The organism is Micromonospora sp. WMMD987, from assembly GCF_029581435.1.
Taxonomy (GTDB): Bacteria; Actinomycetota; Actinomycetes; order Mycobacteriales; family Micromonosporaceae; genus Micromonospora; species Micromonospora rifamycinica.
On record NZ_CP120861.1, the window covers coordinates 1,059,206 to 1,079,903 of the forward strand.

23 protein-coding genes are annotated in these 20,698 nt (G+C 73.4%); 16 read left to right on the plus strand and 7 right to left on the minus strand.

What is annotated here, in order from left to right:
* The first annotated feature begins 63 nt into the window (after positions 1-63).
* The 3 genes from O7612_RS04665 to O7612_RS04675 all read left to right on the plus strand — a co-directional run bounded on the left by O7612_RS04665 (position 64) and on the right by O7612_RS04675 (position 4,153).
* Positions 64-2,385 carry an APC family permease gene (locus O7612_RS04665; RefSeq protein ID WP_282270804.1) on the plus strand — a complete coding sequence of 774 codons (2,322 nt, stop codon included), beginning with the start codon at positions 64-66 and terminating at the stop codon, positions 2,383-2,385.
* A 71-nt stretch (positions 2,386-2,456) separates the two neighbouring features.
* Complete coding sequence (locus O7612_RS04670) at positions 2,457-3,599, plus strand: XRE family transcriptional regulator (protein WP_282270806.1); 1,143 nt, start codon at positions 2,457-2,459, stop codon at positions 3,597-3,599.
* Positions 3,596-4,153 (plus strand): nucleotide-binding protein, encoded by a 558-nt coding sequence (locus O7612_RS04675; protein WP_282270807.1) that lies wholly within the window; start codon positions 3,596-3,598, stop codon positions 4,151-4,153. The genes O7612_RS04670 and O7612_RS04675 overlap by 4 nt, the downstream gene beginning before the upstream one ends.
* A gap of 57 nt (positions 4,154-4,210) precedes the next feature.
* On the opposite strand, the gene O7612_RS04680 is transcribed toward O7612_RS04675, so the two are convergent.
* Both O7612_RS04680 and O7612_RS04685 read right to left on the minus strand, forming a co-directional pair.
* Complete coding sequence (locus O7612_RS04680; RefSeq protein ID WP_282273793.1) at positions 4,211-5,035, minus strand: SDR family NAD(P)-dependent oxidoreductase; 825 nt, start codon at positions 5,033-5,035, stop codon at positions 4,211-4,213.
* A 135-nt stretch (positions 5,036-5,170) separates the two neighbouring features.
* Positions 5,171-5,728 carry a DUF4190 domain-containing protein gene (locus tag O7612_RS04685; protein WP_282270810.1) on the minus strand — a complete coding sequence of 186 codons (558 nt, stop codon included), beginning with the start codon at positions 5,726-5,728 and terminating at the stop codon, positions 5,171-5,173.
* 185 nt (positions 5,729-5,913) lie between these two features.
* Between O7612_RS04685 and O7612_RS04690 the strand changes: the two genes are divergently transcribed.
* The gene (locus O7612_RS04690) at positions 5,914-6,750 is read left to right on the plus strand and encodes an SDR family NAD(P)-dependent oxidoreductase (RefSeq protein ID WP_282273794.1); all 837 of its coding nucleotides are present in this window, start codon (positions 5,914-5,916) and stop codon (positions 6,748-6,750) included.
* 63 nt (positions 6,751-6,813) lie between these two features.
* On the opposite strand, the gene O7612_RS04695 is transcribed toward O7612_RS04690, so the two are convergent.
* The 3 genes from O7612_RS04695 to trxA form a co-directional block, all read right to left on the minus strand.
* The gene (locus O7612_RS04695) at positions 6,814-7,221 is read right to left on the minus strand and encodes a CoA-binding protein (RefSeq protein ID WP_282270812.1); all 408 of its coding nucleotides are present in this window, start codon (positions 7,219-7,221) and stop codon (positions 6,814-6,816) included.
* 71 nt (positions 7,222-7,292) lie between these two features.
* The gene (locus tag O7612_RS04700; RefSeq protein WP_282270814.1) at positions 7,293-8,339 is read right to left on the minus strand and encodes an Rv2578c family radical SAM protein; all 1,047 of its coding nucleotides are present in this window, start codon (positions 8,337-8,339) and stop codon (positions 7,293-7,295) included.
* Positions 8,340-8,421: 82 nt separating this feature from the next.
* Positions 8,422-8,784 carry a thioredoxin gene (trxA, locus tag O7612_RS04705; protein ID WP_282270815.1) on the minus strand — a complete coding sequence of 121 codons (363 nt, stop codon included), beginning with the start codon at positions 8,782-8,784 and terminating at the stop codon, positions 8,422-8,424.
* Positions 8,785-9,698: 914 nt separating this feature from the next.
* Here trxA and O7612_RS04710 point away from each other — a divergent pair.
* From O7612_RS04710 to O7612_RS04755, 10 genes are all read left to right on the plus strand, one after another.
* Entirely contained in the window at positions 9,699-10,205 is a 507-nt protein-coding gene (locus tag O7612_RS04710) for a hypothetical protein (RefSeq protein WP_282270817.1), read from the plus strand.
* 109 nt (positions 10,206-10,314) lie between these two features.
* Positions 10,315-10,938 carry an RNA methyltransferase gene (locus O7612_RS04715; protein WP_067306722.1) on the plus strand — a complete coding sequence of 208 codons (624 nt, stop codon included), beginning with the start codon at positions 10,315-10,317 and terminating at the stop codon, positions 10,936-10,938.
* Positions 10,939-11,181: 243 nt separating this feature from the next.
* Complete coding sequence (locus tag O7612_RS04720; protein ID WP_348774294.1) at positions 11,182-11,871, plus strand: DUF6758 family protein; 690 nt, start codon at positions 11,182-11,184, stop codon at positions 11,869-11,871.
* 116 nt (positions 11,872-11,987) lie between these two features.
* Positions 11,988-12,146, plus strand: coding sequence for a hypothetical protein (locus O7612_RS04725; protein WP_165942702.1), 159 nt, complete (start codon positions 11,988-11,990; stop codon positions 12,144-12,146).
* Between the two features lie 6 nt (positions 12,147-12,152).
* The gene (locus tag O7612_RS04730; protein WP_282270822.1) at positions 12,153-13,019 is read left to right on the plus strand and encodes a PH domain-containing protein; all 867 of its coding nucleotides are present in this window, start codon (positions 12,153-12,155) and stop codon (positions 13,017-13,019) included.
* Between the two features lie 104 nt (positions 13,020-13,123).
* Entirely contained in the window at positions 13,124-13,837 is a 714-nt protein-coding gene (locus O7612_RS04735) for a SigE family RNA polymerase sigma factor (RefSeq protein WP_282270824.1), read from the plus strand.
* On the plus strand, positions 13,834-15,081 hold the full coding sequence (locus O7612_RS04740; RefSeq protein WP_282270826.1) for a hypothetical protein: 1,248 nt from the start codon (positions 13,834-13,836) through the stop codon (positions 15,079-15,081). Before O7612_RS04735 ends, O7612_RS04740 begins: the two co-directional genes overlap by 4 nt.
* Positions 15,082-15,243: 162 nt before the next feature.
* Positions 15,244-16,110 carry a PHP domain-containing protein gene (locus O7612_RS04745; protein WP_282270828.1) on the plus strand — a complete coding sequence of 289 codons (867 nt, stop codon included), beginning with the start codon at positions 15,244-15,246 and terminating at the stop codon, positions 16,108-16,110.
* Positions 16,111-16,150: 40 nt separating this feature from the next.
* Positions 16,151-16,765: a MarC family protein gene (locus tag O7612_RS04750; protein ID WP_282270830.1), complete on the plus strand. Its 615-nt coding sequence runs from the start codon at positions 16,151-16,153 to the stop codon at positions 16,763-16,765.
* A gap of 202 nt (positions 16,766-16,967) precedes the next feature.
* Positions 16,968-17,804 (plus strand): PD-(D/E)XK nuclease family protein, encoded by an 837-nt coding sequence (locus O7612_RS04755; protein WP_282273795.1) that lies wholly within the window; start codon positions 16,968-16,970, stop codon positions 17,802-17,804.
* A 100-nt stretch (positions 17,805-17,904) separates the two neighbouring features.
* On the opposite strand, the gene O7612_RS04760 is transcribed toward O7612_RS04755, so the two are convergent.
* On the minus strand, positions 17,905-18,756 hold the full coding sequence (locus O7612_RS04760; protein WP_282270832.1) for an oxygenase MpaB family protein: 852 nt from the start codon (positions 18,754-18,756) through the stop codon (positions 17,905-17,907).
* Positions 18,757-18,961: 205 nt separating this feature from the next.
* Between O7612_RS04760 and O7612_RS04765 the strand changes: the two genes are divergently transcribed.
* Positions 18,962-19,444, plus strand: coding sequence for a DUF2231 domain-containing protein (locus O7612_RS04765; protein WP_282273796.1), 483 nt, complete (start codon positions 18,962-18,964; stop codon positions 19,442-19,444).
* Positions 19,445-19,524: 80 nt separating this feature from the next.
* Here the strand turns inward: O7612_RS04765 and O7612_RS04770 are convergent, their stop codons facing one another.
* Entirely contained in the window at positions 19,525-19,689 is a 165-nt protein-coding gene (locus tag O7612_RS04770) for a hypothetical protein (protein WP_348774266.1), read from the minus strand.
* 818 nt (positions 19,690-20,507) lie between these two features.
* On the opposite strand from O7612_RS04770, the gene O7612_RS04775 reads away from it, so the two are divergent.
* Positions 20,508-20,687 carry a hypothetical protein gene (locus O7612_RS04775; RefSeq protein WP_067314717.1) on the plus strand — a complete coding sequence of 60 codons (180 nt, stop codon included), beginning with the start codon at positions 20,508-20,510 and terminating at the stop codon, positions 20,685-20,687.
* Positions 20,688-20,698: the final 11 nt, after the last annotated feature.

Here is a 20,698-nt window from a genome sequence, read left to right on the forward strand (position 1 = left end):
ATTCCGCCCGAACGGCGGGCGTGGTTGGTGTCCGCGCGTGAGAGTGCTGGGGGAGGTGGGGCGATGCCGGGGCGGAGCGTGGACGACGACCGCAGCGACACCGTGGTCACCCCGTCGGCCGAGTTCCCGCCGCTCGACCCCGCCGAGGTGGACACCCTGCGCCGGGTCGGCGCGCAGTGGCGGACCGGGGTGCCGCCCGCCCTGCCGGTCGACCCGACCCTGGACCGGTACCAGAACCGGCCCACCCCGGGCCGGTTCAGCCGGCTGACCCCGATCGCCCTGTTCCGGCCCGAGCGGGATGACCGGGGCGGACGGGATGACCGGGGCGGACGGGACGGGTTGGTCGCCGCCGAACCCGCGAACCGTCCCGACTCCCGCCTCGGGCGGCGACTGGACCGGATCCGTCGGGCGGTGCTCGGTCCACCGCTGACCAGCGCGGCGGTGCTGCACGAACGGATGCGCAAACTGGTGGCCCTGCCGGTGCTCTCCTCCGACCTGCTCAGCTCGGTGGCGTACGGGCCGGAGGCGCTGCTGACCGTGCTGGTGCTCGCCGGCAGCGGGGCGCTGGGCCTGGCCCTGCCGCTGTCGGCCGGGCTGGTGCTGCTGATGGTCGCCGTCGGGATCTCGTACCGGCAGACCATTCCGGCGTACCCGCACGGGGCCGGCTCGTACCTGGTGGCGGGGGACAACCTGGGGGCCGGCGCGGGGCTGACCGCCGCCGCCGGGCTGATGCTGGACTACGTGCTGACCGTGTCGGTGTCGACCGCCGCCGGGATGCACGCGGTCACCTCGGCGTTGCCGGGGCTGACGCCCTTCACCGTGCCGCTCGGGGTGCTGGTGATCCTGCTGCTGCTGGCCGGCAACCTGCGCGGGGTGCGGGCCGCCGGCAACATCTTCGTCCTGCCGACGTACGCCTTCGTCGCCGCCGTGCTGGGGCTGCTGGTGGTGGGCTACCTGCGGGCGGCGGGCCGGGGGTTCGCGCCGGTCGCCCCGCCGGTCGTGCCGGCGTCGGAAGGGCTGGGCCTGCTGCTGGTGCTGCGGGCGTTCGCCTCCGGAGCGGTGTCGATGACCGGCATCGAGGCGGTCTCCAACGCGGTCCCGGCGTTCCGCCCGACCGAGTGGCGCAACGCCCGGACCACACTGGCCTGGATGGTGGCGATGCTGGTGGTCCTGTTCGCCGGGCTGACCCTGCTGATCCACCTGGCCGGCCTGGTGCCCCGCCCCGGCGAGACGCTGCTGTCCCAACTCGCCCGGGTGACCTTCCCGACCGGCCCGTGGTACGCCGTCGTCCAAGCGGCCACCGCGCTGATCCTGCTGCTCGCCGCGAACACCGCGTTCAACGACTTCCCCCGGCTGCTGTTCTTCATGGCCCGCGCCGGCCACGCACCGCGCCGTTTCCTGCACCTGGGCGACCGGCTGGCGTTCGGCAACGGGCTGGTGGCGCTGGCCGGGACGGCGACCGTGGTGTTCGTCGCGTTCGACGGGTACACCGAGAAGCTGATCCCGCTGTACGCGGTGGGGGTGTTCCTCGCCTTCACCCTCTCGCAGAGCGGCATGGTGGTGCACTGGCGGCGGCACCGGGGCGGCGGCTGGCGGCGTCGGGCGCTGGTCAACGGGGTGGGCGCGGTGCTGTGCGGCCTGGTGCTGCTGACCGCGGCGGTGGCGAAGTTCGCCGAAGGGGCATGGGTGGTGGTGGTCGCCGTGCCGCTGCTGGTGCTGCTCTTCCACCGGGTGCACCGGCACTACCGCGCCCTGCACGCCGCCCTGGCCCTGCGGCCCCCGCCGGGCGGCCGGCAGCCCGGGGCCCGGCCGTCGCCGGTGGCGGCCGGGCCGCCCGCTGTCCCTCCGTCTGCTGTCCCCTCGCTCGCCGTCCCTCCGTCTGCTGTCCCTCCGTCGGCCGCCTCCCTGCTCGCCGTCCCTCCGTCGGCCGGGCCGGTGCGGGCTGCCGGGTCCGTCGAGTGGGAGGAGGTGCCGCAGGAGCTGCGGCACCTGGTGGTGGTCCCGGTGGCACGGCTCAACCGGGCGTCGATGCGTGCCCTGGCGTACGCGGTGTCGCTGGGAAGGCCGACGCTGGCGGTGCACCTCGCCCCCGAGGACGCCGAGGCGGACCGGTTCCGGGAGCAGTGGCGGGCCTGGGGGGACCACGTCCGGCTGGAGACGATCGTCTCGCCGTACCGGGCGGTGATCGGGCCGCTGGCGCACTACCTGGCGGCGTTGCACGCTGTCGCGCCCGAGCTGGTGCTGACCGTGGTGGTGTCGGAGGTGGTGCTGCGCCGGCCCTGGCACCGCCTGCTGCACAGCCGTACCGGGCACCGGCTGCGCAGGGCGTTGCGGGCGCTGCCCGGTGTGGTGGTGACCAGCATCCCGGTCCACGTGGTCGAGTAGCGCGGCTGTCCGCCTGGTGGGTTCTACCGCTTGTGTCCCGTGTCGCAGTCGTAGTGTGCGAGAATCGCACTGTGGCTGATATCGACGCGCGGACGCTGGGGGAGCGCATCCGAGAGGCGCGTAAGCGTGCAGACCTTAGCCAAGAGGACCTCGGTCAGGCGGTGGGCATCGAACGCACAGTCATGAACAAGATCGAGAGTGGCGTACGCAAGGTCACGGCACTCGAGTTGGCGGACATCGCCGCCGCGGTCGGTGTGCGCATGTCGACGTTCTTCGAGGAGCCTATTCCCGCGCTCGTCGCGCATCGGTCGAGCCAGGGGCTGGACACCGCGGACTCACAGGTCGACGCCCTGCTTACGAAGCTCGCCAGCGAGGTCGAATTCGTCGCCTCGTTGGGCGTCGGCGAACTAGGGCTCGATGGTGCCGAGGCGGTCGTCCGGGCCCACATCACACCGCCTGCAACCAACGCCGAGGCCGAGTCACTTGCGATGCAGGCGCGCGACTTGCTGGCCCTGCCGGCGGCGGAGCCGATCCACCATTTCGCCGAACGGGTCGCCGACGTCGGGCTCTTGGCGTTCTCTCGCGATATCGGCAAAGATACGGCGGACGCTGGGTCGATCCTGTTGCCCCGTGGCGGTGTGTGTCTCGTCAACAGCCACATGAAGGTCGGCCGTAGGAGACTCGCCCTGGCGCACGAACTCGGTCACTACCTCATCGCGGACACCTACACCATCGACTGGCGAGTGGCCGACCACTCCGATCACGCCGTCCCCCTGGAGTCACGCCTCGATCGCTTTGCGCGCGCATTGCTGCTCCCCGAGGCTGCGGTCACCCTGCAGTGGGATGAAAAGGCTTTCCGGTCGGGAGAGCGTGCTGCGGCGATCCACCTGGCGAGTGTCTTTCGGGTTGACATGGCCACCCTCGCGACGCGCCTGAAAGAATTGAGCCTAGCCGACAGTGAGACGGTCGCCTCGGTACGCAAGTACCGCACGAATCAGACTGACATCGTAGAGATGGGTCTCAACGTCCCCCCGGAGGAGTTGGCGGGGACGACGGTTCCTCGACCGTTCGCCCGTGCGGTGCTGCGGCTCGTGCGGGATGAGCGCATCAGCCGCGAACGAGCCCTGGACCTACTTCAAGGCACATTCGACGAGGTGGACCTGCCGCAGAGCAGAGAGCGGCGGACCGACGAGATCTGGCGCTTTGTGTCGTGACGGTTCCCGAGAACGCCTTGGTCTTCGACACCGGGCCGTTGCGCCATTTTGCGAAGCAGGGATGGCTGGGGGTCCTGCGTTTTCTCGCCGAGGGCCGACCCGTCTACATCCCCGACAGCGTGGAGCGTGAGCTCAATCGTGCTGTCGAGCACGTGGCGGCCGCTCGTGCGGTGCTCGACGCAGACTGGATCCATGTTCACAGGTCAACCGACTTCGATTTCATCGAAGCGTTCGCCCACTATGACGACCGGTTGGTGGCTGACGGTAAGAACCTTGGTGAGTGCGGGGTGCTCGCCATGGGGCAGGTCTACAAGTGTGAAGTGGTGCTGGACGATGCCACCCCGCGCAAGATTGCCGAAGAAAGAGGTATCCGGGTCACGGCAACCGTCCCGCTGCTGTGCGAGGCGGTCCGCACGAAAAAGCTCACCATGCTGATGGTCGAAGAGTTGGTCGACCATCTTCTGGAAGGTGAGTACTTCCTGCCCTTCGGCGTCGGCGCCTTCCGCCGTCATGTTCTGGAGAACGGGCTTCTGGAATACGACGAGCTGCTGTGACCCCGTCCTCCTGCGTCACGGTGGCATGCACGGATGGTCGTTCCGTCGCAGCCCGTTTCAGGCTCCGATGCCGACGGCCTTGGCGCTGGCGGTCCAGAGGCGGGCGGCCAGGGCCGGGTCGGCGGCGCGCGGCCACGGTCGGCGCAGTCGCCGGTCGGCGTAGTAGCCGCCGTCGACCAGCCGGGACGCGGCCTGGTTGGCGAGCCAGACCAGGGTTTCCGCGCCCTTCTCCGGGCTACGGAACGGCATCACCCGCATGCCGAGGGCGACCAGCTTGCTGTCCGCGCCGAACCGGGTCCGCACCACCCCGGGGTGGAACGAGTACGCCGGCACGTCCGGCCAGCGTCGGGCCGCCTCGGCGGTGAACAGGATGTTGGCCTGCTTGCTGGTGCCGTACGCGCGCATCGGCCGGTAACGACGCAGCGGGGCGTTGAGGTCGTCCGGGTCCAGGGTGCCGCTGCGGTGCGCGCCGGAGGCGGTCACCACCAGCCGGCCGACCCGATCGACGAGCAGGTTGCTCAGCAGGAACGGGGCCAGGTGGTTGGCCTGGATGGACAGCTCGAACCCGTCGACCGTGGTGAGCGGCTGCAACACGATCGCCCCGGCGTTGTTCGCCAGCACGTCGATCCGGTCGTACGCCGCCCGCAGCCGCTCGGCGAGACCGCGTACGTCGTCCAGCACGGCGAAGTCGGCGCGGAAGAGTTCGGGGCGCTCGCCGGACGCCTCGCGTACCCGGTCACCGGCGGCCTGGAGCCGGGCCGGATCCCGGCCGACCAGCACCACCCGGTCGCCCCGCCGGGCCAGTGCCACGGCGGCGGCCAGCCCGATGCCGGAGCTGGCTCCGGTCACCACCACGGTCCGCCGCCCGGTGGGATCTTCCACAGGTCCGTTCACCCCGGTCACCGCACGAGGTTACCGCGGCGTCACCGGTCCCCGGTGGCCGCGACGATCTGTTCGTCCCGCCGCCAGCGGTGACCGGTCGGGCCGCCCCGGGTCTTCCGGGGCGGCCGGGCCGGTTCAGTACGTGGTCCCGTAGCCGGTCGACGACTCCTGGTTGGCCAGCCAGACGAAGAAGACCACGATGGCGATGGTGGCCAGCACCGCGATGACGGTGGAGATCCAACCGACGACGATGCCGGCGGTGGCGAAGCCCGAGCCACCCTCGCCACGCTCCCTGATCTGCTTGCGGGCCACGTGGCCGAGGATCGCGCCGATGACGCCGACGTAGCCGCCGAGCCCGTAACCGCACAGACCGATCGCGCCGATGATCGAGACGATCATCGAGGCGATGGCCAGGCCGTTCTGCGTCGGTGGGGGTTGGTAGCCGCCGTAACCGGGATACCCGGCCGACGGCGGGTAGCCGACCGGGTATCCGGCTGCGGCGGCGTACGGGTCGACCGGGCCGGCCTGGGCCGGAATGCCCGGAGCGCCCGCGTACGGGTCGGCCGGGGCGTACGGGTCCTTGCCGATCGGTGGGACGGAAACCGGTGGGCCGCTGGCCGGCAGGGTCGGATCGGGCTGGTGACCCGACCATGCCGGGTCCTGCCAACCGTCGGAGGGCGGGGGGTAGGTCATCTGATCTTCTCCGTCGCATGTAGGTGCGCCGTCAGGGTAGCCAGCCCCCGACAGTGCCGAGGTCCGCCCGTGGTGGCTCGTTGCCCGCGCCCTGCCGAACGGGCAGGATGCCCGGCATGGCTATCGACGCGCGTGGGGCCGACCGATCCGGCAGTCGACCGAGGCGGGACGTGAGCCGACCCGGCCTGGCCCGGCGTGCCCGCGCCACGGCCGCCGGCAGCCAGCCCGGCCAGGACGAGCCGGTGCCGGTGGCCGATCCGGTGACCATGCGGCTGGACGGCCGGGTCGCCCTGGTCACCGGCGCGGGCAGCGCGGACGGCATCGGGTACGCGACCGCCCGCCGCCTGGCCGACCTGGGTGCCCGGGTGGCGATCGTCTCCACCACCCGGCGGATCCACGAGCGGGCCGGCGAGCTGGGCGTGACCGGCTTCGTCGCCGACCTGACCGACGAGTCCGAGGTCGGCGCGCTCGCCGACGCGGTGGCCGAGCAGCTCGGTGACGTGGAGGTGCTGGTCAACAATGCCGGCCTGGCCAGCCGGGCCAGCCCCGAGGTGCTGCGGCCGGTGGCCCAGCTCAGCTACGACGAGTGGCGCGGCGAGATCGACCGGAACCTGACCACCGCGTTCCTGTGCAGCCGGGCCTTCATCAGCGGGATGGCCGAACGGGGCTGGGGGCGGATCGTCAACCTCTCGGCGACCGCCGGGCCGGTGAACGCCCTGCCGACCGAGGCGGCGTACGCGGCGGCCAAGGCGGGGGTGGTCGGGCTGACCCGGGCGCTGGCCATGGAGATGATCGCCGACGGGGTGACGGTGAACGCGGTGGCCCCGGGGACGATCTACACGGCGGCCTCCACCATGGCGGAGATCAAGCAGGGGCTGGGCACGCCGGTCGGCCGTCCCGGCACCCCCGACGAGGTGGCCGCCGCGATCAGCTTCCTCTGCTCACCGGCGGCGTCGTACATCACCGGGCAGATGCTGGTGGTGGACGGCGGCAACAGTGTCCGGGAGGCCCAGTTCCGCTGATCGGTAGCCGGTGCCGGACGCTACCGGCAGCGACGGGCTTGCCGCCCCCCGTCGGGGGACCGGTCACCGGGGCGGGGTGAGGTCGGCGGCGGCCCGTTCGACGATCAGGCAGCGGTCCTCGACGTAGTCCATGCCGGCCTCCTCGGCGATCCGCCGAGCCTCGGCCGAGACGATGCCGAGCTGGAGCCAGACCGCCGGAGCACCGATCGCCGCCGCCTGACGTACCACCTCCACCGCGTCCCCGGCCGGTCGGAAGACGTCCACCAGGTCCACCGGATGCGGGATGTCGGCCAGCGAGGCGTACGCCCGCTCCCCGAACAACTCGTCCACCGCCGGGTTGACCGGGATGATCCGCCAGCCGTACCGCTGCATCTGCGCCGGCACCCGGTGCGCGGCCTTGCCCGGGTCGCGGGACGCGCCCACCACGGCGATCACGGCGGCGTCGGCGAGAAGCTGCTGTGCGGTCCGCATCCGTCGAGCCTAGCCCGGCCCGGGTGCGGGAGAGGGTGGGTGCGACCACCACGGACGGGCCGCCCCGGCCGTCACAACAGGGCGAGCTGCTCGGGGACGGGCGCGGGTGGCGGGACCGGCGAGCGTCGGCTGTCGCCGGGCTCGCCGCGGTGCAGGCCGTGGCGGCGGGCCGCGATCCGCACCCGTGCGGTCAGCTCCCGCTGGTACGCCTGCGGCGGGTAGGCCCCGGACCGGTACAGCTCGCGGTACCGGGGCACCAGGTGCGGGAACCGCCGGCCGAGCCAGTGCGCGTACCACTCGCGGGCGCCCGGCCGCAGGTGCAGCGCCAACGGGGTGACACTGGTGGCTCCGGCGGCGGCGATCGCCGAGACGGTGGCGTCGATCGACTCGTCGCCGTCGCTGAGGCCGGGCAGGATCGGGGCCATCAGCACGCCCACCTCGAAACCGGCGTCGGTGAGGCGGCGTACCGCGTCGAGCCGGCGTCGCGGGCTCGGGGTGCCCGGCTCGACCGCCCGCCACAGCGCCTCGTCGACGAAACCCACCGAGAAGGACAGGCCCACCCGGGTCACCTCGGCGGCCTGGCGCAGCAACGGCAGATCCCGCAGGATCAGGGTGCCCTTGGTGAGGATCGAGAATGGATTGCCGAAGTCGCGCAGCGCCTCGATGATCGGCGGCAGCAGCCGGTAGCGCCCCTCGGCCCGCTGGTAGCAGTCGACGTTGGTGCCCATCGCGACGGCCGCGCCACGCCAGCGCGGGGCGGCCAGCTCGCGCCGGACCAGCTCCCCGGCGTTGACCTTGACGATCACCTTGCGGTCGAAGTCCGCCCCGGCATCGAGGTCGAGATAGGTGTGCGAGTTGCGGGCGAAGCAGTAGACGCAGGCGTGGGTGCAGCCCCGGTACGGGTTGATCGTCCAGCCGAACGGCACCCGGGATCCACCCGGCACCCGGTTAATGATCGATTTGGCCCGCACCTCGTAGAAGGTCATGCCCGCGAAGTCCGGGGTGTCGAAGGTGCGGAGGACCGCTCCGGGCAGCGCCAGCGGCAGGGGTGGCGTCGCTGGCGCTGCCCGGTCGGGATGCTCCTCGTCCGGGGGAGCGGAGAGGTGCTCCCAGCGCATGACGTCTATTCGAACACGTGTGCGATCGGGGCGCAAGCCGACGGCGGCCGGGCACCGTGGGCCCGGCCGCCGTCGGCGGTGCTCAGTGCTGGTGGTTGGCCAGCTGCTTGCGTACGTCGTCCATGTCGAGGCCCTGGACCTGCTCGATCAGGTTCTCCAGGGCCGACTCCGGCAGCGCGCCGGGCTGGGCGAAGACGATCACGCCGTCCCGGATCGCCATGATCGTGGGGATCGACCGGATGTCGAACTTGGCCCCCAGCTCCTGCTGGGCCTCGGTGTCGACCTTGCCGAAGGTGATCTCCGGGTGCTTTTCCGACGAACGCTCGTAGACCGGGGCGAACCGCTTGCACGGCCCGCACCACTCGGCCCAGAAGTCGACCAGCACGATGCCGTCGCTCGCGGTCACCTCGTCGAAGTTGGCCGTGGTCAGCTCGACGGTTGCCATTGGACTCTCCGATCAGCGCGGATTGCTTTTTCGTCCGGTAGAACCAGCCGGTACCCCGGCAAATTCCCGGGTGGCGGACGCCGAAACCGGTACGGGTGGGACGGCCCGTTCGTGCCCATCGAACCGTGTCTGTCGATGCGCGCATGCGGACTGCACTTGCACGACGCATTTGCGTAACCGGCCGTGATGGGAGCGTTTCCAGGGAGATCGCCCCCCGGAGCAGCGCGCATGGCCCCAATGACGGCCTGACGAGCTGCTCTTTCGGCTGCGGAGATCGCTCTCTCGTTGATCATTAGTGACTCTCTGTATTGTTACGAAAAGATAAATGTGACCTCCGTCTCTGTCGATCCCTCGCGTACGTGGGGCAGAATCTTGGGCATCAGAGCGTGGGCGGCGGGTGCCGGGGAGGGCCCCGCCGCTCATTGCGTCTCCCCCCGGGTCGGCCCCGCCGTGACATTTGCCTGTCGCGCCCGCCCCCGGCGTCTCCTTAACCAGCGGTAAGGCGCAAACCGGCGGTATGGCGCCCCGACTGACCCGTCGTCACCGCACGGAGCCGGACGGACACCCGGCCGGGCCGCTGCCCCGGGGCCGGCGCGCACCGCCGACGCCGCCCGGCCGGCCGGGACGACCGTCGCCGCCGGCCGCCGCGTCGGTCCGGCCCACGCCGGGGTGACCGTCGCCGCTGACCGCCGCGCCGGTCCGGCCCACGTCGGGGTGACCGTCGCCGCCGGCCGCCGCGCCGGTCCGGCCCACGTCCGGACGGGCCGGGGTGAGCCGGCACCCGGCCGGTGCGGATCGGGACGGGTCCGCCGGTGGCCGGCGCCGATCGGGACGGATCCGCCCCTGGCCGGTGCGGATCGGGATGGACCGGTGCGGATCGGGGTGGACCGGCCCGGCCCCCGCCCCGCCGGCATATGCTGGCGGCGGAGGTCCTGATGAGCCACTCCCTCGCCGGAGAGCCGCCCTCTGCCGGACGGCGTGCCGCACCGCTGACCACCGCCGGTTACTCCACCCGCGAGTGGGGCCTGCTCACCACCCTGCCCGGTCGGGTGCTGGTGGCCGCCGCCTCACCCCGCCCGGGCCGCCCGGTGCGGACCGTCGCCGCCGGTCTCGTCGGGTTGGACGCGCTCGCCGCCGGCCGCGCCTCCGACAGCGACCTGGTCCGCGCCGTGGTGGCCACGATCTACGCCCGGGACGACAGTTCGACCACCCCGACCGGTGGGCTGGCCGGGGTGGCGGACCTGCCGCCGGTCTGCCGGGCCGCCGTGCGGGTGCTGCGCCGACGGGCCGACCCGGCCGACTCCGCCGCGTACCGGCAGTGGGTCGAGTCGGTGGCGGTCCGGGTGTGCCGGGCCGGCGACCCGGACCCGACCGACCAGCGGTTCCTGGACCGCCTCGGCGACGCCCTGGGCCTGCGGTGACCGGACCCTGCCCGGTGGGCGGGGCGAGTCACGGGTGCCCGCGCCGGCCGGGTCCGGACGCGGGGTGGTGTACGACCGCGGCGGACCGGGTCCGTACCCTCTTGGGATCGTGACCGAGGACCAGCTCGACGTGGGTGTCGGACCGTGGCCCGGCGACCCGCCGGACGACCCCCGCTACGACCCGGAGCTGCTCGCCGCGGGCGACCGGCGCAACGTGGTGGACCGGTACCGCTACTGGCGGCGGGAGGCCGTCGTGGCCGACCTGGACGCCCGGCGGCACGACTTCCACGTGGCCATCGAGAACTGGCAGCACGACTTCAACATCGGCACGGTGGTCCGCAACGCCAACGCCTTCCTCGCCGCCGAGGTGCACATCGTCGGGTTGCGCCGGTGGAACCGGCGGGGCGCGATGGTCACCGACCGGTACCAGCACGTCCGGCACCATCCGACGATCGACGGGTTCGTCGGGTGGGCCGCCGACCACGACCTGCCGGTGGTCGGCATCGACAACCTGCCCGGTTCCCGGCCGCTGGAGACCACCACTCTGCCCCGGCGCTGCGTGCTCCTCTTCGGCCAGGAGGGTCCGGGTCTCTCCGACGCCGCCCGGGCCGCCTGCGACCAGCTCTTCTCGATCGCCCAGTACGGGTCGACCCGGTCGATCAACGCGGGGGTGGCCAGCGGCATCGCCATGCACGCCTGGATCCGTGCGTACGCCGCCGCCCCGCCGCCCTGACCCACCCGCCTGCCCACCCACCCGTGCCCGCCCACCTGCCTGCTCGCCCGCCCACCTACCCACCCGCCTGCCCACCCACCCGCGGGCTCGGCGGTGCCGGAGGTCGCGGTCGCCCGGTCGGGTGGATTAGCTGTGGACCCCCAGGTGGGCTCGGGGAGGCGTGCCGGACGGGAGACGGCGTGTCGGCGGGGTCGGCTTGACGGACCCGGGTCGTGGGGCCACGGTGGGGATGTGAGTGTCGTGGTGAGTTGTCCGAGGTGTGCGGGTCAGGTACGCCCGCCGGACCTGATGAACGGTTCCTCGCGCTGCGTCCGGTGCGGACCGGTGGCCCCGCTGCACGTGCCCGAGCGCATCGACGCCGAGATCGTGGCGAGCGTGGTGGACCGGGTGGCCGCCGAGAGCGGCCCGGAGCGGCCCGCGTTGCCGTTGTGGTGCCCGTGGCCGCTGCCGCCCGGCTGGACCGTGACCGGGGTGGCCTGGGCCGGTGACGAGGCCGAGGGCGTCCGGGCCACGGCCGTCGCCTGCGCCGGTCCGGCGCCGCTCGGCGGCGGACCGGCCGAGCTGGTGCTGGTGGCCGAGGAGCCCGGGGTCGGACTGGGTACCCGGTTCGCCGGAGTGGCCGGCCCGGATCCCGGTCCAGAGTTGACGGAGGTGCTCGCCGGACCGGGCCCCGGCCCTGGTCATCCCGAACATGTCGAGCCGGCGCGGATCCGGGCCGGTGGTCACCCGACTCCACTGTGGCTGATCAATTCGGCAACGGATCGAAGCGCGTACGCCGGTGAGGCTCGGGGAATGTGGCTCCATGCGATAGCCTGGCCGGCGAGCGCGGGTTACCTCCTCGCGGAAGATGTCGTCCTGCACGACCTCACCGAGTGGACTCCGCCCGAGCTCGTGTACGGCGCACCGTCTCCGTACCTGCACGGCGGGGCCTGACGGCCCTGTCGGCGAGTCGGAGATGGGACGCAGATATTCACGCTGCGGCACCATGCTGATACTGTGGGTGCCGCTGCGGTAAATGGACCCGGCGCCGCGCGAGAGGATGGCCCGCTATGGTCAAGAAGGTCCTCACCTGGGCCGGTATCGCATTCTTGATCTTCTTCGTTGCCTACCGGCCAAATTCGGCAGCGGACGTCTTCAAGTCGCTCGGCGGTGGCATCGTGGACATCGCCCAGGGCTTTGGTGACTTCTTCACGAGCCTCGTCGCCTAGCCACCGATGGGCAGCCCCTCCGGACCCCCGTTCGACCCGGACGATCCCGGCCGGGACCGCCGGGAGCGGGACACCGAACCGATCCCGAGGTACCGGCCCGACGAGGGGCCGGGCTACGGGTCCGGCGCGGGACTCTCCAACGGACCGTCCTTCTCGGACGACGCCGGCTACGGCGACGGCCCGGCGTACGCCGGCGAGGGACGTACCTGGATCCGTGATCCGGAGGCGGGTTACCAGCAGCCGGTGATCTCCGAAGAGGAGCTGGCCGGGCTGCGGTCCGACTCCCAGGGGATGGCCCCCCGCCGGGTGCTCCCGCTGGAGGACGAGCCCAGTTCGCTGGTCGCCCGCTACCTCTTCCCCACCGAGCGGTACCGGGGCGAGTGGAAGCGGCACTGGATCCACCTCACCACCCCGATCATCGTCGGCGTGGCGGCCACCTTCGTGCTCGGCTACCTCTCCGGCTTCCTCGCCGGCCAGGACGTCGGCGCACTGACCACCATCGCGGTGCTGCTCTGGTTCGCGGTGATGGGCTGGGTCGCCTGGAAGGTCGCCGACTGGTGGTACGACCGGTTCATCCTGACCAACAAACGGGTCATGGTGGTCAACGGCATCATCACCCGTCGGGTGGCGATGATGCCGCTCGTCCGGGTCACCGACATGAAGTACGAGCAGACCCCGACCGGGCGGGCGCTCAACTACGGCACCTTCGTGCTGGAGTCCGCCGGCCAGGAGCAGGCGCTCCGCGAGGTCAAGAATCTGCCCAACCCGAACGAACTCTATCTGCGGGTGGTCGAGGAGATGTACGAGCCGCAGGCGGTCGAGGCGCGGTTGGGCAAGGAGGCCGACGAGGCCAAGGCCGACGACGGCGCCTGACGGTTCTCGTCCGTCCGGCGGGCGAACTGCACCCCTTCCGCCGTCGACCCGGGGTCGCCCGGCATGACAACCTGCCAGGCAGGACGGGGCAGCGGAGGTGAGCGGTGGCCGACCGGGATCCGCTGGAGGACGAGTTCCGCGACTTCGTCGCGGCGCGCTCCGGTGCCCTGCTGCGCACCGCCTACCTGCTCACCGGGGACTGGGCCACCGCCGAGGACCTGCTCCAGACCGCGCTGACCAAGACGTACCTGGCCTGGCGGCGACTGGGCGGGATCGAGGCGGTCGAGCCGTACGCCCGACGGGTGCTGGTCAACACGTCCACCAGTTGGTGGCGACGACGGTGGCACGGTGAGCGTCCCACCGAGGTGCTGCCCGAACGGGCCGGCGTGGACGAGATCGCCCGGCACCTCGAGCGGGACGCCCTCTGGGGGCACCTGCGGGAGCTGCCCGCCCGGCAGCGCGCGGTGCTGGTGCTGCGGTACTACGAGGACCTGTCGGAGGCCCAGACGGCGGCCCTGCTGGAGATCTCCCCCGGCACGGTGAAGAGCCAGACCTCCCGGGCACTGGCCACCCTGCGCCGTCGGATCGGGGCGGAGGCGCAGCTCGACCTCCCGGCCGATCCGGCCCCCCGCCCGGCCCCGGCTGCCCGCCCGGCCCCGGCTGCCCGCCCGGCCCCGGCTGCCCGCCCGGTGCCGGCTGCCCGGCCGGCCCGGATCCCGCGCCCGACCATGCCCGACCGGACGACCATGCCCGACCGGGCCGCCGACCGGTCCCGGACACCCACCCGGGCCACCCCGGTCACCGCGGAGACCCGATGAACTCCTCGTCATCCCGACCGGGCAACCAGACCGGGCGTCCCGAGCGTCCATTCGCCGTGACCGACGACGAGCGGCTGGAGCAGGCGCTGCGGGAGACGCTCGCCCAGCGGGTCGCCGTACCGCACCGGCTGCCCTTCGACCCGGCCGGGCTGGCGCTCGGCCGGGCCCGACGGATGCGTCGACGGCGCACGGTCGCCGGGCTCGCGCTGGCCGGGGTCGCCACCGTCCTGGCCACCGGCGGGATGACCCAGCTCGGCGGGCAGGCGGACCGCACCACCGCCCCGACCGTGGTGCTCGGCGACCCGCGCGGGCTGGCCACCCGGTCCGCCGAACCGGTCGCGCCCGTCCCGGCGGAACAGGCGGTCGACGGCGGGGTCGACCTGATCGTGGCCGGCGTCCTGGTCACCGCCACCGGCCAGCGGTACGACCTGGGCGTCGGACCGGTCGAACGCGCGCAACGGCTGCCCGACCGCGGTGGCTGGCTGCTGACCGGGGCGACCACCGTCGCCGGCCGTACCCTCTGGCTGGTGCCCGCAGGCGGTGAACCGCAGGCGTTGCTCGCCGGGGCGGAGGAGATCGCCGTGTCGCCGGACGGCCGGCAGGTGGCCTGGCGCGACGACGGGCGGCTCTTCTCGGCCGGGATCGTCGCCGGTCAGCTCCTCGCGATCGTCGGCGAGCCGGCCCCCGCCGGAATGGTCCCGGTCCGGTTCATCGGCAACCAGGTGCTGCTCCGGGCCGGCCCCCAGGGGGGTCACCTGCTGTGGCGTCCGTCCCCGGGCACGCCGCCCGGCACCGTCGTGCCGAACGTCCTCGACGTCTACGGGGCCAGGTCGGACGGTCTGCTGGTCGCCCGGGTACGCGCCGGAGCCCGGAACTGCCTGGCCCTGCTCGGCCCCGACCTGCGCCCGGGCACCACCCGGTGCGAGTCGACGCCTGCCGCCGACGGCCGGGGCGCGGTCTCCCCCGACGGGCGCTGGCTGCTGGTCAACGGTCGACTCGCCGGCGCGACCGGCGCGATCCTGATCGACCTGGCCGGCGGTGCCGCGCCGCAACGGACCGCCGGGCCGGTGATCGGCGACGTGGTGGCCTGGACGGACCCCCGCAACGCGGCGTACGTCGACCGGGGCGGTGCCCTGGCACGGTTGCGTCCCGACCGGATCCTGGCCGGGGAACAGGCCACCTCGACCCCGGTGGCCGGGGCCAACGCCGACGTCCGGCCGGTCGTGGTGGCCGGATCGGACTGACCCCGGGCGGCGGTGCCCGGCCGGATCGCCCCTGGCGCGGCGGCGGCCGGGCCGGACCGACCTCCGGCGGCGGTGCCCGGCCGGATCGCCCCTGGCGCGGCGGCGGCCGGGCGGACCGCACCTGGCACGGTGGTGGCGGCCCGGCCGGGTAGCGTCGGGGTCATGCCCGCCCGCCCGCTGATCGACCTGCACGCCCACTCCACCGCCAGCGACGGCACGCTCGGCCCGGCCGAGCTGGTCAGGGCCGCCGCCGACGCCGGGTTGACCGTCGTGGCGATCACCGACCACGACACCACCGCCGGGTGGGCGGCGGCGGTCGACGCGCTGCCGGCCGGGCTCAGCCTCGTGCGGGGCGCGGAGCTGTCCTGCCGCTGGCACGGTGCCGAACCGGCGCTGCCGCTGCACCTGCTGGCGTACCTGTTCGACCCGGAGCACCCCGGGCTGGTCGCCGAGCTGGCCCGGGTACGGCAGGCCCGGGAGGTGCGTGGCGAGCGGATCGTGGCGCTGTTGCGGGCCGACGGGATCGACGTGAGCTGGCCGGAGATCATGGCCGCCGCCGACGGGGGCACGGTCGGCCGCCCGCACATCGCCGCCGCGCTGATCCGGGCGGGCCTGGTCGCCACCACCACCGAGGCTTTCGGCCCGGAGTGGCTGGGCGAACGGTACCGGCTACCCAAGGAGGACATCGACGTGTTCCGGGCCGTCGCCCTGGTCCGGGCGGCCGGCGGGGTGCCGGTGTTCGCCCACCCCCGGGCCAGCCGACGCGGGCGGATCGTCCCCGACTCGCTGATCTCCGAGCTGGCCGGGGCGGGGCTCGCCGGCCTGGAGGCCGACCACGAGGACCACACCCCCGCCGAGGCGGCGCACGTCCGGGGGCTCGCCGCCGAACTGGGTCTGCTGGTCACCGGCTCGTCGGACTTCCACGGCAGCCACAAGACGGTCCGGCTGGGCGCGCACACCACCGCGCCGGAGGCGTACGAGCGGATCGTCGCGGCGGCCTCCGGGGTGACCGGCGTCGCTTCCGGGTGATCCGCGTTCCGCCTGCCAGCGGCACCGCTACCCTCGTCCGGTGGATCTCAAGCTCTTCGGTGAGGTCTTCGTGACCCTGCTGGTCATCGTCGACCCGCCGGGCATGATGCCGATCTTCCTCGCCCTGACCGGCCCGCTGGCCGCCCGTGACCGCAACCGGGCCGCCTGGCAGGCGGTCGCGTTGGCGCTCGGCGTCATCGTGGTCTTCGCCGTCGCCGGCCAGACCCTCCTCGCCTACCTGCACGTCGACCTGCCGGCGTTGCAGGCCGCCGGCGGCCTGCTGCTGATCCTGGTCGCGCTGGAACTGCTCACCGGCAAGGCCGACGACCCCAGCCAGCAGGCCACCTCCAACATCGCCCTGGTGCCGCTGGGCACCCCGCTGCTGGCCGGCCCCGGCGCGATCGTGGCGACCATGCTGTTCGTGCAGCAGGCCGACGGGGTGGGGCAGATCTCGGCGATCGCCGCCGCGATCATCGCGGTGATGCTGGCGGTCTGGGTCGTGCTGCGGTTCTCCGGCGGGATCGTGAAGATCCTCCGGCCGGGCGGCATCGAGGTGCTGACCCGGATCGCCGGCCTGCTCCTGGCCGCCATCGCGGTGCAGCTCATCGCCGACGCGGTGGCCGCCTTCGTCACCCAGTACGTGAACACGGCCTGACCCGCCGTCGGGCCGGTGCAGGGCTGAGTCGGGCCGGTGCCCTGCCGCCGTTGCTTCCGTCATGCCGGTGCCGGTGGGGCTGCCGTCGGGCCGCTGCGGGGCTGTCGTACCGGGCTGGCAGGATCGCAGGGTGCGACGAGCCTCCTCCGCCGGTACCCCCCGGCCCCGCTCCGGTCAACCCGAGCAACTCGGCTTCGCCGGCATGCCCGAACGGCTCTTCACCTGCACACCCAGCAAACTCGGCGCGTACGCCGACTGCCCCCGGCGCTACCGGTACGCCTACCTCGACCGGCCCGCCCCGCCGAAGGGGCCACCGTGGGCGCACAACTCCCTCGGTGCCAGCGTGCACACCGCCCTGAAGAACTGGTATGCGCTGCCCGTCGACCGTCGTCGTCCCGAGGCGCTGCCCGCCCTGCTCAAGGGCACCTGGGTCCGCGACGGCTACCGCGACGACGAGCAGGAGCGGGCGGCGTACCAGCGGGCGCTGGGCTGGCTGGAGGGGTACGTCGCGACCCTCGACCCCGGCGACGACCCACTGGGCGTGGAGCGGGTGGTCGCCGTCAAGACCGCCGTGCTGGCCTTCAACGGCCGGGCCGACCGGATCGACTCCCGCCCCGGCCCGGACGGTCCCGAACTGGTCATCGTCGACTACAAGACCGGTCGTACCGGCTCCGACGCCGACGACGCGCGCGGGTCGCAGGCGCTCGCCCTCTACGCGTACGCCGCCGAGCGGACCTTCCGTCGGCCGTGCCGCCGTGTGGAGCTGCACCACCTGCCGACCGGCACCGTCGCCGGGCACGACCACACCGCCGAGTCGCTGGCCCGCCAGCTCAGCAGGGCCGAGGACACCGCCCGGGACATCATGGCCGCCGAACGGGCGGTGACCGACGGGTCCGACCCGGACGAGTCGTTCCCCGCCGTGGCCGGTCCCCGTTGCGGCTGGTGCGACTACCGACGTACCTGCCCGGTCGGCGCGCAGATGCCGGGCCGGGAGCCGTGGTCGGCGATCGAACGTTCCGCCGCCCCGCTGGCCGACTGACCGACCGCCTTACCGGCCGACCGCCTTACCGGCCGAGCGGCCGGCCCGGTCGGGCTCGGGCGCGCGTGGGGTCCGGTGTCGACGCCCTCCCGTGGGGTGGTCAGGCGGCGGCGTGGCGGACGGCACGGTCCTTCGCCGCCTGCTGGATCGGGCTCTCCCGCCAGTTGCGGGGCAGCGCCGCCAGGACCAGCCGCAGCGTCCGCACGCTCAGGTCGGCGGTGAGCGCGGTGGTGGGCAGCCCCAACCCGCCGTACAGCCGCAGCGCCCACGGCGGCAGCAGCCCGAGCGCCGTACCGGCCACCCCGAAGTACGCCCAGCGCGGTGGCCCCAGGCTCAGCCCCAGCCGGGCGGGCCGGCTGAGCTTCCACGGGATCGGCGGGGCGGTCAGGAACAGGGCGGTCTCCGCCGCCGCCGTCGTCATCCGCAGCCCGGGCCGGACCGTGCGGTAGTAGTCGGCCACCTCGGCGGCGCTGCCCGGCACCTCGGCCGGATCCAGGCCCACCAGCGCGGCGGCCCGCCGCTGCTCGGCGTAGTAGCCGTCCACCTCGGCGTCGGTCAGCGCCAGACCGGCCCGGCGTGCGGTGCCGACGAACGACTCGACCTCGGTAACGTGCACCCAGCGCAGCAGATCCGGGTCGTCGACCCGGAACGGCTCCCCGGTGAACGGGTCGGTGGCGCGCAGCCGGGCGTGCAGGGCCCGCAACCGCCGACCGGCCGTTTCGGCCTCGGCGGTGGTGCCGTAGTTCACGGTGTCGACGTACGTGCCGGTGCGGACCAGCCGCCCCCAGGCGTCCGACCGGTAGTTGCTGTTCTGGGCCACCCCGGCCATCGCCCGGGGGTGCAACGCCTGGAGGTACAGGGAACGCAGGCCGGCGACGATCAGGATCGGTTCGTCGTGCACCTTCCAGGTGACCGAACCGGGACCGAAGAGGCCGAGATCGTCGTTGTCCACCCGTCAACAGTGCCACGCCCGATGCGGTGCCGCCCGGCATCGGGTGCTCGCGTGGCCGATCGCCACGCACCATGGCGGTTCACCACCGGGTGACCGGTGAACCGGGGCGTCCGCCACGGCGTGTGTGTACGCGTATGGGGGACGCGACGACCATTCACTCGTCGTACGCTGTCTGCCGCAACCGCGTCCAGTGCCGGAGGTGTCGGTGTTCAAAGAGTTCAATGGTCTGCCATCGCACGTGCTGGTGGTCCATGCCGTGGTGGTCTTCGTGCCGTTGCTCGCCCTGCTGGCCAGTGTCTACGGCCTGGTGCCACGCTGGCGTCCCCGCCTCGACTGGGCGGTGGCCATCCTGGCCGTCGCCACCCCGGTACTGGCCTGGGTGGCGACCGAGACGGGCGAGGCGTTCCAGACGGCGCTGAAGGCGAAGGGCTACTCGCCGGAGCTGCTCGCCAAGATCCAGGAGCACTCCGAGCTCGGTGACATCCTGCTCTGGTGGACCCTCGGGCTGGGTGTGGCGGCGCTGCTGCTGCTGGCGGTGACCAGCGACCGGGTGCGTACCCCGAAGCTGCCCACCTGGGCGACCTGGGTGTTGACCGGGGTCGTCGTGGTGCTGTCGGTGCTCTCCAGCATCTCCGTCTACCTCACCGGGGACAGCGGTGCCGCCTCGGTGTGGACCAACACGTTCTGACCGGTCAGCGCGACCGGCGGGGCCACCACGGCCGGCCGGGCACCACCGCCCGCCGGGCGAGGGTGCCCGGCCGGCCGCGGTCAGAACAAGGCCCGGGAGCAGAGTAGGCAGAGCAGCACCAGCAGCACGACGCCGACCACCACGCCGACGCTCCAGGTGACCCGCTGCGCCTGCTGCTCCGCGACGTCCATCGCCTCCATGTCCTGCCAGGCCAGACTGCGCGCCGGGGTCGCCTCCAGGTGCACCGGGGGACGCCAGCCCGGTGGCGGCGGCATGGTCGGCGGTGGCCCGGTGTAGCCCCCCGCCGTCGGCCACCCCGGACCGGCTCCCCCTCTCGCCCCGGCGGTGTCCGCGCCCCCGACCGCCTGTCCCGTCCCGGTCCCACCGCCGGTCCCGGCCCAGCTCTCGGCTGCGCTCTCTCCGTTGCCGGTCCCGGCCGCGTTGTCGGCACGGTTCTCCCGGCTGCCGGTACCGGCACCCCCCTCGCCGCGGACTCCGATTCCGATTCCGGCTCCGGCCACGGTCCATGCCTCGGTCTCGGCTCCGGTGCCGGTGCCGGGCCGGGCACCGGCCTGAGCGCCGGTCCAGGCGTCGGCTCGGCTGCCGGCCCCGGCCCCGGCCTCGGCTCCGGCTCCGGCTCCGGCCCCGGCCCCGGCCCGAGGGTGCACCGGTGCCCCAGTCGGATCGTCAGCGCTTCCGGAACCGCCGGTGGCGGTGGTCGGGACCGGCGGGTCGCCGGCCTCCGTCCGGCCGGCCGTGGTCGTCGGCTCGGTGGGGGCGGGCTGCTCCGTGGGCGGGCGTCGCCAGTACTCGTCCTCGGGGCTGGCACCGCTGGGCGTCGTCACGCCGTCCGACGCTACCAACGGTGCGGGCCGTCAGCCGGTCGACGTGGCGATCTCCGGAGCGGTGGGACCGGCGGCCCCGGATGGCCCTCTCCCGGGACCGGCCACGCGCCGCTACGGATCGTGGTTTCCGGATCTCCGGCCCGGCGGTCACCGGGTCGGCACGTCAGGTCACCGTGCCGGCGACCGGTCCGGTTGCCCGGGTAGTCTTACCGACTGTGATCATCGAGGACCCGGCCGGGCAGGGCGTGCCCGGCGACGACGACCGCACGGTCGACCTCAGCGAGGACTTCGTGGTGCTGCCCGAGCAGACCGCCGACGACACCGACTCCGGCTGGGGTGAGCGGCGTGGCGGCAACGACGACTGGCTGCTCGCCGAGCGTCCTCCGCACTGGGGCTGACCGCGCCGACG